At 65.6% G+C, this 13,358-nt stretch carries 11 protein-coding genes; all 11 read left to right on the top strand.

The genetic code is table 11. The features are described from left to right. Positions 1–119 precede the first annotated feature (119 nt). The 11 genes from ACLV7J_RS02380 (at position 120) to rpmB (ending at position 13,319) form a co-directional block, all read left to right on the top strand. Positions 120–1,283, top strand: a complete 1,164-nt coding sequence (locus tag ACLV7J_RS02380; RefSeq protein WP_411867510.1) for an extracellular solute-binding protein — start codon at positions 120–122, stop codon at positions 1,281–1,283. 7 nt (positions 1,284–1,290) lie between these two features. After that, positions 1,291–2,175 (top strand): carbohydrate ABC transporter permease, encoded by an 885-nt coding sequence (locus ACLV7J_RS02375; protein ID WP_411867509.1) that lies wholly within the window; start codon positions 1,291–1,293, stop codon positions 2,173–2,175. Continuing rightward, a complete protein-coding gene (locus tag ACLV7J_RS02370; protein WP_411867508.1) occupies positions 2,172–3,011 on the top strand; it encodes a carbohydrate ABC transporter permease in 840 nt (279 codons plus the stop codon). Before ACLV7J_RS02375 ends, ACLV7J_RS02370 begins: the two co-directional genes overlap by 4 nt. Further along, positions 3,008–3,991, top strand: a complete 984-nt coding sequence (locus tag ACLV7J_RS02365; RefSeq protein WP_411867507.1) for an ABC transporter ATP-binding protein — start codon at positions 3,008–3,010, stop codon at positions 3,989–3,991. The genes ACLV7J_RS02370 and ACLV7J_RS02365 overlap by 4 nt, the downstream gene beginning before the upstream one ends. Before the next feature lie 118 nt (positions 3,992–4,109). Then, positions 4,110–6,314, top strand: coding sequence for a hypothetical protein (locus ACLV7J_RS02360; protein ID WP_411867506.1), 2,205 nt, complete (start codon positions 4,110–4,112; stop codon positions 6,312–6,314). Between the two features lie 88 nt (positions 6,315–6,402). Then, the gene (locus ACLV7J_RS02355; RefSeq protein WP_411867505.1) at positions 6,403–8,721 is read left to right on the top strand and encodes a sulfotransferase; all 2,319 of its coding nucleotides are present in this window, start codon (positions 6,403–6,405) and stop codon (positions 8,719–8,721) included. Beyond that, entirely contained in the window at positions 8,718–9,434 is a 717-nt protein-coding gene (locus ACLV7J_RS02350) for a peptidylprolyl isomerase (RefSeq protein WP_411867504.1), read from the top strand. Before ACLV7J_RS02355 ends, ACLV7J_RS02350 begins: the two co-directional genes overlap by 4 nt. Before the next feature lie 142 nt (positions 9,435–9,576). Further along, complete coding sequence (locus ACLV7J_RS02345; RefSeq protein ID WP_411867503.1) at positions 9,577–10,185, top strand: response regulator; 609 nt, start codon at positions 9,577–9,579, stop codon at positions 10,183–10,185. A gap of 85 nt (positions 10,186–10,270) precedes the next feature. Next, positions 10,271–11,302 (top strand): TRAP transporter substrate-binding protein DctP, encoded by a 1,032-nt coding sequence (dctP, locus tag ACLV7J_RS02340; RefSeq protein ID WP_411867502.1) that lies wholly within the window; start codon positions 10,271–10,273, stop codon positions 11,300–11,302. A 59-nt stretch (positions 11,303–11,361) separates the two neighbouring features. Further along, positions 11,362–12,990: a PAS domain S-box protein gene (locus tag ACLV7J_RS02335; protein ID WP_411867501.1), complete on the top strand. Its 1,629-nt coding sequence runs from the start codon at positions 11,362–11,364 to the stop codon at positions 12,988–12,990. A gap of 92 nt (positions 12,991–13,082) precedes the next feature. Continuing rightward, a complete protein-coding gene (rpmB, locus tag ACLV7J_RS02330) occupies positions 13,083–13,319 on the top strand; it encodes a 50S ribosomal protein L28 (RefSeq protein WP_094590744.1) in 237 nt (78 codons plus the stop codon). Positions 13,320–13,358: the final 39 nt, after the last annotated feature.

The following is a 13,358-nucleotide window of genomic DNA, read 5'->3' as shown; positions in this document are numbered from 1 at the left end:
CTGGCCCTCAGCCCCCACCAATCGGCTTCGGCGGTCGGCGCCTGCGGGCGCTGACCGCTTCGCTGTGCGCGCTCGCCCTGGTGCTCTGGGGGGTTGTCGGGCTGGCACGGCCCCGGCCCGTGGAGGTTTCGGTGCTGATGCCGGCGCCCTTCGCCGATGCCACCGCGCCGCTGGTGGCGGCCTTCAACCGCGGGCACCGCGATCTGCAGATCGCCGTGACCCGCGGCCCGCTCGACACCGAGGCCCTCTCCGACCTGGCCATCAGCAGCCTGCTGCTGGGGGACACCCCCTACGACCTGCTGCTGATGGACGTCACCTGGACGCCCAAGTACGCCGCCGCCGGCTGGCTGGAGCCGCTGGAGCGGCTGCTGGGCGAGGACGCCATGGAGGGCATGGCCGCCGGCGCCCAGCTGGGCAATGCCTTCGGCGGCCACCTCTGGCGCCTGCCGCTGCTGGCGGACATGGGCCTGTTCTACTGGCGCACCGATCTGATGGACGCCCCGCCCCGCAGCCTGCAGGAGCTGGCGGCCACCGCCGCCGACCTGAAGGCCAAGGGCAAGGTGAGCTGGGGCTATGTGTGGCAGGGACGCCAGTACGAGGGCCTGAGCTGCGTGTTCCTGGAGGTGCTGCGGGCCTTCGGCGGCGCGTGGCTGCAGGCGAGCCCAGGCGGCCGAGACCAGGCCGCCCTCGACAGCCCGGCCGCCATCGCCGCCGCCCGCTGGCTGGGGGATCTGGTGCGCCAGGGCGTCACGCCGGCGGCGGTGGCCAACGTGTCGGAGTCGGAGTCGCTGCAGATCTTCGGCGCCGGTGAGGCCGCGTTCATGCGCAACTGGCCCTATGCCTGGGCCGAGCTGCAGAAGCCCGGCAGTGCCGTGGCCGGCCGGGTGGGGGTGGTGAGCCTGGGCGACGGCACCCAGGGCAGCTGGGGCTTCTCGATGCTGCGGGGCAGCGCCCATCCGCAGCAGGCGGCGGCCGTGATGCGCTGGTTCACCAGCGAGCCCACCAGCCGGGATCTGGCCGAACGCTTCGGCTACACCCCCGTGTGGCAGTCGCTGCTCGACGATCCCCAGCTGCAGCAGCGGCTGCCGCTGCTGCCGGTGTTGCGCCAGGCCCTGGAACGCACGGCCCTGCGGCCGCTCACACCGGTCTACGCCCAGCTGAGCGATGTGCTGCAGCGCCAGCTCTCGGGGCTGATCACCGGCTCCGGCACGGCGGAGACGGCCATGGCCGAAGCCCAGCGCCAGAGCACGCTGATCCTTCAGTCGGCGGGGCCAGCGGCATGAGGCGGCCATGACCCTGCTGCTGCTCCCGGCCCTGGCCCTGGTGCTCGGCGTGTTCCTCTGGCCGCTGCTGCGCTACGGCTGGCTGAGCCTGCAGGCCAGCTCGGTGCTCACCGGCCTGGTGCCGGTGCCCAACGGCGGCGCCAACTGGCAGCGGCTGCTGGCCGATGGGCGCTTCTGGCAGGACGCCGCCCAGACCCTGCGCTTCGCCGGCCTGTCGCTGGCGCTGGAGCTCCTGCTCGGACTCGTCCTGGCGATGCTGATGCACCGGCCCCTGCCGCGCCGGGGCCTGGTGCGGGCGGCGGTGCTGCTGCCCTGGGCCCTGCCCACCACCGTGATGGCCCTGGGCTGGCGCTGGATCCTCAACGATCCCTTCGGGCCCCTGAACCGCCTGATTCAAGGGCTGGGCGGCAGCTCCTACGGCTTCCTCTCCACCCCCGCCACCACCTGGCTGTTCACGGTGCTGGCGGACGTGTGGAAGACCACGCCCTTCGTGGCCCTGCTGCTGCTGGCGGGCCTGCAGGCGATCCCGCCCGAGCTGGAGGAGGCCCTGGTGCTGGAGGGGGCCGGCCCCTGGCAGCGACTGCGCCGGCTCACCCTGCCCCTGCTGGCGCCCTACCTGCTGTTGGCCGCCCTGTTCCGCCTGGCCCAGGCCCTGGGGGTGTTCGACCTGATCCAGGTGCTCACGGGGGGTGGGCCCGCCAGCAGCACCGAGAGCCTGGCGCTCTACGCCTACCTGAACGCGATGCGCTTCCTCGATTTCGGCTACGCGGCCACCGTGATGCTCGGCATGTTCGCGCTGGTGCTCGGCCTCAGCGCCCTGGTGCTGCTGAGCCAGGCCCTGCGCCGCCGCCTGGCGGAAGCGGCTGAGGTAACACCCCAGCTGACGCCATGACCTCCACCACCCGAGGCCCCATGCCCATCGCCCTGCCGCTGCTGGCGGCCCTCACCTGGAGCCTGCTGCCCCTGCTCTGGCAGCTGCTCACCTCGCTGCGCACGCCGGAGGCGCTGGTGCTGCAGGGGCCGGCGGCCTGGCTACAGGGCTGGACCCTCGCCAACTACCGCCAGGTGCTGCAGGGGAATCCCCCCTTCTGGCGCTATCTGTTCAACAGCTCCCTGGTGGGGGCGGCCAGCACGGGGCTGACGCTGCTGCTGGCCATCCCGGCCGCCTACGGGCTGCAGCGGCAGCGGCCGGCCCTGCGCGGTGGCATCAGCCTGCTGCTGCTGGCGGCGGCGATGTTCCCCTACGTGCTGCTGTTTCTGGCCCTGCTGGAGCTGGCGCGGGCCCTGGGCTGGGGCAACCAGCTGCTGGCGCTGGCCCTGCCCTATGCAGGCCTGTCGCTGCCGCTGGCGGTGCTGCTGCTGCGGGCGGCCTTCGCCGATCTGCCGACCGAACTGGAGGATGCCGCCCGACTGGAGGGCCTCAACCTCTGGCAGCGCCTGCACCGGGTGCTTCTGCCCCTGCTGGCGCCGGCCATCGCCAGCACGGCAATCCTGGTGTTCCTGTTCAGCTGGAACGAGTACCCGATCGCCCTCACCTGGATCAGCCGCAATGACCTGCTCACCCTGCCGGTGGCGATGGCCCGCATCGCCGGCTCCTCGGTGTATGCGGTGCCCTACGGCGCGTTTGCGGCGGCCACGGTGCTCGGCGGCCTGCCGCTGCTGGCCCTGGTGCTCGTGTTCCAGCGCCAGATCGTGAGCGGCCTCACCCAGGGGGCGGTGAAGGGATGACCACAGCCGGACTGCACTGCGAACACCTGAGCCGCCGCGTCGGCGATCGCCTGCTGTTGGAGGGCCTCAGCCTGTCGGTGGCGCCGGGCGAAAGCCTGGCGCTGCTGGGGCCAAGCGGCTGCGGCAAGACCACCACCCTGCGGCTGCTGGCCGGGCTCGATCCGGTGAGCGGCGGCCGCATCCGGCTGGACGGCGAGGACGTGACCCACCGCCCGGCGGGTGAACGCCAGGTGGCGATGGTGTTCCAGAGCTACGCGCTCTATCCGCACCTGAGCGTGTGGGCCAACCTGGAGCTGGGCCTGGAGGTGCGGCGCGTACCGGCGCCGGAACGGCGGCAGCGGATCGCCGAGGTGCTGGCCCTGTTGCAACTGGAGGGCCTGGAGCGGCGCCGGCCGGCCCAGCTCTCGGGCGGCCAGCGCCAGCGGGTGGCCCTGGCGCGGGCTCTGCTGCGGCAGCCGCGGCTGATGCTGCTGGATGAGCCGATGAGCAATCTCGATGCCCAGCTGCGCGATCAGCTGCGGCCGGAGCTGCGGGCCCTGCTGCACCGGGCCGGCCACCCCGTGATCCATGTGACCCACGACCAGCAGGAGGCCATGGGCCTGGCCGATCGCATCGCCGTGCTCGAGGGTGGCGTGCTGCAGCAGGTGGGCACCCCCCAGGAGCTGTATCAGCGCCCCGCCAACCTGTTCGTGGCCCGCTTCCTCGGCCGCCCCGGCATCAACCTGCTGGCCAGCGAAGGCGGCGTGCAGTTGGCCATCCGCCCGGAACAGCTGCGCCTGGTGGAGAGCAACGGGCTGCCGGCACGGTTGCTGCGGCGCGAGTGGCAGGGGAGCCAGCAGCTGCTCTGGCTGGACACCAGCCGCGGCGAACTGCTGCTGCTGGCGGAGGCGGGCCTCACACCCGGCGACGCGCTGCAGGTGAGCTGGCGCCCGGAGGACGAACTGCGCTTCGCGGCCGCCAGCGGCCAGCGACTGGACTGACGCTGGCCGTGGTGGTGGGGCCACCGCCGCTGGCTCCCTCCCAAAAATACCGAGTCTTTGCGATGCGCTCGGGAGCCCGCCACTGGTGAACTGGTGGAACATCGGGCAACCCTCCGTCATGACCACCTGGACCTTCGGGACTGCAGGGAGCGGCCTTAACTTTGTCGTCACCATTGACGACAGCGGCGCCGCATCGGTCCACATGATCGAGGGCTCGATGGATCTCAATGCCCTCTGGTTCTCCGATGGCGACAGCCTCAAGGAGGGTGACACCAGCCTCACCAACAACCTCTCGTCCCTGAAGATGACAGGTGCCGGCTCCGTAGATGCGGACGGCAACACGATCACCTGGGATGAGATGACCAGGCTCAGCACGGTGGGGCTGGGCTCAGCGGGTACGACTAAAATCACATTCCTCACGGCAGGCGAAACCCAGAGCATCACCCTCGATGCCGGCTCCCTGGCCTTCCTCGAGTCACAGGAGTCCCTGGCCGACATCACCCTGGGCATCCGTGCCACCTCCGTGAACGGCACTGGTGGCATCAAGCTCAACGCCGAAGCCGATCCGTTTGTGGACACCACGGCGCCAACCTTCAGCCAGGGCGGGATCTACAGCTTCAACTACAAGGAGACCGTAGACGCCAACGCCGTCGTCGCTGAGATCACGACCGCGACAGACAATGTTGGCGTCACCCAATACCGATTTGTCAGCGCAGACGGTCAGACGGTCATCGGGTCCACAACGGAGGACGGCTTTTTCAGTATCAATAATTCTGGCAAGGTCAGCATTACGGATGCCGGCTGGGATGATGTGGTCGCACAATATGGAAGCGGCGAGGGAGATCAACACACCTATTACGTACAGGCCGGTGATGCGAAGGACAACTGGTCGAGTGCTCAGCAGATCACGCTGAATGAGCTGGACGACAAGCCACCGGTCTTCAATCAGGGCGTCGGTATCGACTACAGCTTCAACTACAACGAGAACAACGTTGCCAATGACGTTGTTGCCGAGATTACGTCAACACTGGTGGGAGACAACTCCGGCGTCGTCACGCAATTCCGTTTTGTCAGCACCGACGGCCAGACGATCTACGGCGCTAGAACGTCCGATGGCTATTTCAGCATCGATAGCACTGGCAAGATCAGCATCAAGTATGCAGGCGCCGCCGCCGCAGTGAACGACATCCAGACCCAGACCTCTCACACTTACCTCCTGCAAGCCGGTGACGCGCAGGGCAACTGGTCGTCTTCGCAAACGATCACGCTGAATGCAGTGGACAGCACGGCACCCGCCTTCAGTCAGGATGCCGACTACAGCTTCAGCTACAGGGAGAACCAGAGAGTCGATGGACTTGTCGCCGACATCAGCAGCACGGTGTCAGACAAGGTTGGTGTCACCCAATACCGCTTTGTCAGCTTCGATGGTGAAGTGATCCACGGTGATATATCGGAGGATGGCTATTTCAGCATCGACAGCTCCGGCAAGATCACCATGACGGCCGCTGGTGTGGGATCAGCCGTGAACGACTTTGAAACCCTGACGGATCCATCCACCGACGGGCTGGCGGATTTCAGCTTTGCGCTACCCAACTTCTTTCAACCCATCTTCTTCGAACCCCTGCCACTAGAACCCACCTACTACGTCCAGGCCGGCGACACGCAAGGCAACTGGTCCAGCGTCCAGGAGATCGCGCTGAGCGAGCTTGACCTCTTCATCTCGGTCGATGGCAAGGGCGATGCCACCAATCCCGGTCGTGCCTGGTACGACGACAACCAGGATGGCGTTCTTGACGAAGGTGAAACCAGCATCAGCAAGACAGTTGTAGACGAGAATTACCAGAAGCAGAACAGCATCTTCAACGGAACAACTTCATACACTCTTGACGGAGTTGATTTTGCCACCGACGACATCCGCATCAAGGCCTGGCAACTGGATGGTGGCTGCCTGGATCTCCACGGTTTCACCTCGGATGACCGCATCGAGCTCGACTTGGCAAACATGGTTGACGCCTATGGTCAAAAAACTGGCAACCAAGCCGTTCGAAATGTCGTAGGAACAGTTGCCTCGGACTCCCAAGGCCTAATAAAGACCTTGCTTGTTGAAAATCTGAAAGCACCTACTGCTAGCCGTCCTGCAGGTACAGGTTCTGTCTATATGGTGGCAGACTGGGGCCAACCGACTTCTGGCCGAGCCATAGGCGCAATCAACGTCTTTAACAATGAACAGAATGCTGTCTGCGTGTTCGGCTACAATACATCAGATGTAAGCACGGTCGTCAGCCAAGACCAAATCATCGTCAGTTGGCCTGAGTTCACCTGATCCGGTGATCATCCCGACCGAGTCCGTCAGCACACAACCATCAGTCGTGCCGCTCGATCCAATCGGGCGAGCACGATTGGCAGCTTCATTGATCCAAAGCGGCCAGCCACGCCAGGCCCTGCCCCATCTCCAGTACGACTGGCCTGCCGCACCGGCGGATGCGGCGAGCCTGGCCGGTGCCGCACTGTTGGCCCTTGGCCAACTCAAGCTCGCCCTGCCGGCCCTGCAGGCCGCCGTGGCGGGCAACAGCAGCGATCCAGGTTCCGATCACCTCAACCTCGGCCGTGCCCTCACCCTCAGCGGCCGCGCCGAAGAGGCGCTCGCACCCTTGCGCGCCGCCTTGGAACTGGTGCGCCACGATCACGCGCTCGGCCTGCGCTCCCTGGCGGAGGCCCTGCTCGAACTGGGCCAGGGCCAGGCCGCGCTCGATCTGCTGCCCGAAACCAGTGCGGATCCGCAGATCCTGATTGCCCGGGCCGTCACCCTGGCCAGCGTCGGCCGCCACGATGCCGCAGCCCAGCTGCTGCAGGAGGCTGGAACCCGGGTGAGCCCCGCCACGCCGCTGCTGCTGGCGGCGGCCGATCTGGCCCAGCTCAGGGGGCGGCTGGCGGAAGCCGATCGGCTGTTGCGCCAGGCGATCGACAGCGATCCCACCAATGTGGCCCTCTGGGCCCGCCTGGCCCAACTGGGCCAACTGGGCCAACGCGGCATCCCATCCGCTGGCGCGCGCCAGGCCGCTGATCGTGCCCTTGCGCTGTCGGCCGAGGCCGAACCACCGCTGCGGGCCCTGGCCCTCACCGCCCATGCCCACGTGCTGGCGGAGAGTGGCGACACGGCCGCCGCCGAGCAGGCCTGGCTCGAGGCGTTGGCCCTCGCCCCCAGCCTGGTGCCCGCCCTGTCTGGCTTGGGGCATCTGCTGCTGCAGCAGGGGCGCCTGCCGGAGGCACTCGAGCAGTTCCGCCTGCTGCGCAGCACCGCACCGCTGCAGGGGTGGAGTCAGCTGATCCACGCCCGCGAACTGCCGGATGATCCCGCCGTGCTCGAGCAGATGGAGCGCGCCGCGCGGCAACCCAGCCTGGAGGGCCGGGTTCGCACCGGCGTGCTCTTCACCCTCGCCGCCGCCTGGGATCGTCAGAAGCAGCCGCAACGGGCCTTCGCCCTGGCCCGCGAAGCCAATGAGGCCTCCAAGGCGCTGCTCGTTTACGACCCTGCCGCCCATCGCCGCAGCGTTGACGCCGCGATTGCCCGCTTCTCCCAGGCTTTCCTGGATGCCCGCCGCGATTGGGGGCACCCCTCCCGCCTGCCGGTGTTCGTGCTCGGCATGCCGCGATCCGGCACCACGCTGGTGGAGCAGATTCTCGCCGGCCACAGCCAGGTGCACGGCGCCGGTGAACTCTCCCAGATCGGCGAGCTGATCCAGCGCCTGCTCGCCTGGGAGCTGCACCTCGGCAGCGTTTGCGGCTATCCCGACTGCGTCAGCGATCTCACCGCAACGGACCTGAAGCGGCACGCCGCCAGGTTGCTCAGCGGCCTGGAAGCCCTCGCCCCCAGGGGCAGCGCCCGCGTGATCGACAAGCTGCCCCACAACTTCCAGCACATCGGCCTGATCAAGCTGCTCTTCCCCAACGCCGCGATCGTGCACCTGCGCCGCGACGCGCGCGACATCGCCATCTCCAACTACATCACCGACTACGCCGCCAAGTTCGGCGGCATGGGCTTCGCCTACGACCTGCGCTGGATCGGTGAACAACTGCGCGATCACGACAGGCTGATGGCCCACTGGCACCGGCTCTTCCCCGGTCAGATCCTCGAGGTGCCCTACGAGGATCTGGTGGACGACACCGAGGCCTGGGCTCGGCGCCTGCTCGCGCACCTCGACCTGGACTGGGAGCCCCAGGTGCTGGACTTTCAGCAGCTGGAGCGCTCCGTCCGCACCGCCAGCGTCTGGCAGGTGCGCCAGCCGGTGTACACCAGCTCGAAGGCCCGCTGGCGTCGCTACGCCGGCCAGCTCGATGACCTGGACGCCACCCTGGCGGCACCACTGCCCGCTGATCCCCCCCCACTGCCGCTGCCAGACGCGGAGCCTGGCCTGTTTGGCGCCGGCATGGCAGCCCTTCAGGCAGGCCAGGCCGAATTGGCCCGCTATCGGTTTGCGCAGCTGCTGACGCATCAGCCGCAGCACGCCGCCGCCCACCACTTCCATGGCGCGGCCCTGGCCCTGTTGGGAGATCTACCGGCGGCCAAAGAGGCGATGCGTCGATCGGTGCAGCTCCACCCCTATCAACCCAGCTGGCTGGCCAACCTGGCCGCGATTGAACAGACCCTCGGCGATCGACAAGCCGCAGACGCGTGGCGCGCCCAGCGGCAGCAGCTGCTCGAGAGTCGCTTGGAGGCGAGCGCCCGATGACCCTGAGCTGGCTGAATGGGCACCGCGCCACCCTGGCCCGCAGCGGCGTGCTGCGCCAGGCCCTGCGAGTGGAGCTGATCGAACAGTCGTTAGCCGACGACCAGATCCCCCTTCCGGATGAGCAGCAACAACAGGCCCTGCTCCGTGACTTCTGGCAGCGCCAGACGTTGCCCCCGGAGAAACAGGCCAGCTGGTTGCGCCAGCGCCATCTCAGCGAAGCGGAGCTCATCGCCATGCTCAGCCGTCCGCAGCGCTGGAGGCAGTGGTGCAGCCAGCGCTGGGCCCACAGCCAGGAAGCGCTGTTTCTCAAGCACAAGAACCAGCTCGATCAGGCCAGCATCGCCTTGCTCCGCCTGGAGGATGAGGGCCTGGCCCGCGAGCTCTACCTGCAGCTCCAGGAGGGCGAGGCCACTGTGCAGGAGCTCGCCGAGCGCTACTGCCGTGATCAACCCCAGCGCCAGGCGGGCCAGTGGGGCCATCGACCGCTGATCGAGCTGCCCCCGGCCCTTGCCGACATGGTGAGGAGTTCCCCGCCAGGCAAGCTGCGGGAACCCGTGCAGCTGGCAGCGGGGGACTGGGTGATTCTGCGCGTGGAACGTTTCGAGGCCGCCAGCCTCAACGATCCCGTGGTGCCACCACGGCTGTATCAACTGGAAGGGGACGCCCAGCTCGAGGCCTGGATGGAGGCCTGGCTGAACCAGAGCGGCAACTAAGCACAAGTCGGCACGATGTCGGCTGGCGACTCAGGCCATCGCCTAGAATGCAAAAACTGCACTTCCTTGTTAGCGGGTACGAGCGCTCGATGTCAGCAGCCCACGCATGACTGCTTCTGGCGCAACGATCAGGTGCCTCATCGTGGAAGATCAGACGATCCTGCGCCAGCTGCTGGTTGGCCTGTTGGAACAGTGGCAGGAACAGATCGTCGTGGCCAGCGCGCCGTCGGTGGCGGAAGGGATCGCGGCCTGCTCGTCGTTCCAGCCCGACCTGCTGATTCTGGATATGGCCCTGCCGGATGGCGACGGATTTGACGTGGCCTTCGCCCTGCAACAGCTCAATCCGTCGGCCCAGGTGTTCGTGCTCTCGTCCTTTGCAAGCACCGTGGTTCGGCCAGCAGAGCTGAAGGAGATGGTCACCGCCATCCTGGATAAGAACCAAGGTATCGAGACCCTGCTCGACGAAGTGCGGAACCTGCTGCCGACCCTCACACCGGCCGTTTCCGATCTGGAAGCAGTCCTGGCGCAACTCACCAAGCGCGAGCTGGAGGTGTTGCTTCTCCTGGGGGAGGCAAAGACCAGCAAGATGATTGCCAGCATCCTCAATATCTCGCTGAGAACGGTGGAAACGCACCGGCGGAACCTCTGCAGCAAGCTCAATCTCAGCGGTGCTGCCCTGATCCGGCTGGCTGCACTGGCCGGCGAGCGGCGGAGTTACAGTCTCGAGCCTGTAAGTTCTTGTGTCAGCTGACAACCGACAGGCCTCAACCCGTCGGCACCCATCCGGTCGCCCGCTGACGTCTTCTAATTCGATCTGGATCCGCCTTCTGCTGCTGTTGAGCATCGGCAGCGTGTTCTATTGGGCCTGGCGGATCCGCAACACGATCGATATCCTTGTCCTGGGGCAACCCCAGTCCGTTGGCCGTTTGCAGGCCGAGAAGGAAGTTCCCTTCTTTCACACCCTGGCAGCGCGCACAGGCTTGCCCCTGAGCATCGCTTACATCCCAGCCAATGCCTTCGGCCTGAAGGACAACTATCAACTGGAAGCCCTCCGCGTTAACCGGATTGGACTGGCTTCCCTACGGTTCATGCAGAACACGGCCGCCGCCCCAGCCCTGGAGGGGATCGATCTGCCCGGCATGGTGTCCACGGCTGCAACGGCGCGCCAGGTCACCGATGCCTACAGCCCCTGGCTCGATCATGAGCTGCATCGCCTGTATGGAATCAAGCTGCTGGGGATCTGGAGTTTTGGCCCCCAGGTGCTGTTCTGTAGAAGCAGCATCGCGAGCCTGAAAGACATCAAGGGCCGTCCAGTTCGCGTGGCCAGCAGCTCACTGGCCCAGATCATCAGAGGCCTTGGTGGTGTCCCCGCAGTGATACCTTTCGACGACACAGAAACGGCTCTTCGAGCTCAGATTGTCGATTGCGCAGTCACCAGCGCTGCATCTGCGATGGCCGCAGGCTGGACAGACCACACCAACTACTATCTGCCACTGCCGATGCATTACGGCCTGAATGGCTACACGATTGGCAGTCAGGTATGGTCGAAGCTGTCCAGCGACCAACAACAGCAACTGGCCAGGAGCTTCGCTGCGTTCAACGCGGAGCTGTGGCGGTTCTCGGAAGAGCTGCGGCAGGAATCGGAGCGTTGCCTGAGCACTGGCCGCTGCAGTGGCTCCACCCATCGGCGACTGATCCGCGTTGAACCAACCAGAGACGATGTCAAACTCTTGCATCAGATTTCACGCCATGCTGTGATTCCGGCGTGGCTGGCACGCTGTGAGGCCAAACACCCCGGCTGCCGCCGCGCCTGGACTACAACGGTCGCGCCGATCCTGACCACGGCAGACATCGGCAAGACGGAATGAGACTGCCACGCCGTTACTTTCCAACAGCACCGACAGACAGTTCGGATTTGAGTGTCAACTTGCAGAGCATTGGCCTGCTTTCGGCACTGATCTTTTTGTTCAGCACTCTTTTCGAGTTTCTGGTCCTCACCAATGTTTATCCTCAACAGCATGATCTGCTGCTGCTGCTGCTGACCCTCTCGATCTGGGCCCTGCTGGAAGCCGTTCTGATCAGACCTGCTCGCAATTTCAGGGCGCTGCAAACCATGAAGGGCATTCTTGCTGCCCAGCTTGGCTTCATCCTGATCCGATCCTTGGTTCACAGCGCAGCCCATGTCAGCACCGAACAGAACCTGCCACTCTCAACTCCTCAGGGCGATTGGCTGGCCTCCACGCTCTTCATCCTGATTGAACTGCTTGTCTTCCTGGCAACGAGCCGGTGCCTCGTCATGATCTATGGCCATGCCGAGCGCCTGAAAACAAGACTGCTGACCAAGCAGATGCAACTGCTGGAGAAGGCTAGGCACGATCTGATGGCCAGCGAAAGCCGCTACCGCAACATCTTCAACCAGCAGCTTGTTGGCACGGCCATCCTCTGCAAAGACAGGCGCTTCCTGGCCATGAACGAGCGCTGCGCCAAGATTCTGGGTTACACAGACGAGGACATCCTTGGCAGGCCCTGGCAGCAGATCATCCGTCCCGTTGATGAGCCGCCCCATGCCGAAAACTTCGAGCGCCTGCTTGGCTCGAAACCCGATGGATTCGAGATTGAATCGCGATTGGCCCGAAGGGATGGATCCGTGATTTCAGTGATGCTTTCCGGCAGGCCCAGCACTGCCAACCACCAAGATTCCAGCCAGTTCTATCTCAATATCATTGATATCACGCAGCGCAAACAGATTGAATCGGAGCTTGCTGCTGCACTGGTGCGCGAAAAGGAGTTACTCAAGCACCAACGCGATGAACTGGAAACAAAGCTACGCACCAGCCTGACGGCGGCTGCGTTGGTTCACGAAATCCAGCAACCGCTCAGCTCAATTCTGCTCAACTGCCGATTGGCCGACGACGGCCTGCGGACGGCGCCACCCAGTTCCATCCCGGCACAGTTGCGCACCCAGCTGCTCAGCCTGAAGGATGAAGGCGAGCGGGTGTCCCAGAGCATGGAGCGCGTGCGAATGCTCCTTCGCAATGTGGAATCCAATCACACCCTGATCGACTTCTGCCTCAACATCGACAGTGCCCTTGTCTTCCTCAAGAACGACCTGCTGGCCCATCAGATCCGCTGCCACTGCATCGGCACGGAGAAGCCCTGCCTGATCACGGCCGATGGCGCTCAGTTGCAGATTGCCGTCGTCAACCTGATCCGCAACGCCATCCAGGCGATGGCGGCACAAGCACCGTCGAGCCGCCAGATTCAGATCGAGCTGATGGATCACGGCCCACGCGTGCAGCTCCGCATCAGCGACAGTGGCCCCGGCTTTCCAGCGGACTACAGCCGTTCGACGCCCTACGAGCTGCTGCGCACCACCAAACCCGATGGCCTGGGCATCGGACTGTTTGTGGTGGAGACGGCCGTGACCAACCATCAGGGCCAGGTGCATCTGGGCCGCAGCGCCAGCCTCGGCGGTGCCGACGTGCTGCTGGACCTGCCCAGGGGCGCGGCGATGGACCCGACGGGCCGTTCCGGCCAAACGGCAGTGTCTGCCTAGGATCACCACGAGTGGTCGTGCCTGGTTGCGTGGGTCCGTTTGGTACCATGGCCGACGGGTGTCAAGCCCTGTCATCGTTTCGGAAATCGGTCATGTCCCGGGTCTGCCAACTCACCGGCAAGCGCGCCAACAACGGCATGGCCGTCAGCCACTCCCACGTGCGCACCAAGAAGCTGCAGCAGGTGAACCTGCAGGAGCGCCGTCTGTGGTGGGCCGAGGGCAACCGCTTCATCAAGCTGCGCGTCTCCACCCGCGCCCTCAAGACCATCCAGAAGAAGGGTCTGGGTGCCTATGCCAAGGAGCTGGGCATCAACCTGGCCAAGATCTGAGCCCGGCGGCTGTTCAGCCCCAAAGCCTCTCAGACCTTC

The sequence above is a fragment of the Vulcanococcus limneticus LL genome (assembly GCF_943369875.1).
In the GTDB taxonomy this organism is placed as follows: domain Bacteria; phylum Cyanobacteriota; class Cyanobacteriia; order PCC-6307; family Cyanobiaceae; genus Vulcanococcus; species Vulcanococcus limneticus_A.
This window is presented reverse-complemented; position numbering and strand designations above follow the sequence as displayed.

Excerpts from the sequence above, each read along its gene's own strand:
- ACLV7J_RS02375 (WP_411867509.1), top strand. The coding sequence starts at position 1,291 with ATGACCCTGCTGCTGCTCCCGGCCCTGGCCCTGGTGCTCGGCGTGTTC.
- ACLV7J_RS02370 (WP_411867508.1), top strand. The coding sequence starts at position 2,172 with ATGACCTCCACCACCCGAGGCCCCATGCCCATCGCCCTGCCGCTGCTG.
- ACLV7J_RS02365 (WP_411867507.1), top strand. The coding sequence starts at position 3,008 with ATGACCACAGCCGGACTGCACTGCGAACACCTGAGCCGCCGCGTCGGC.
- ACLV7J_RS02360 (WP_411867506.1), top strand. The coding sequence starts at position 4,110 with ATGACCACCTGGACCTTCGGGACTGCAGGGAGCGGCCTTAACTTTGTC.
- ACLV7J_RS02350 (WP_411867504.1), top strand. The coding sequence starts at position 8,718 with ATGACCCTGAGCTGGCTGAATGGGCACCGCGCCACCCTGGCCCGCAGC.
- rpmB (WP_094590744.1), top strand. The coding sequence starts at position 13,083 with ATGTCCCGGGTCTGCCAACTCACCGGCAAGCGCGCCAACAACGGCATG.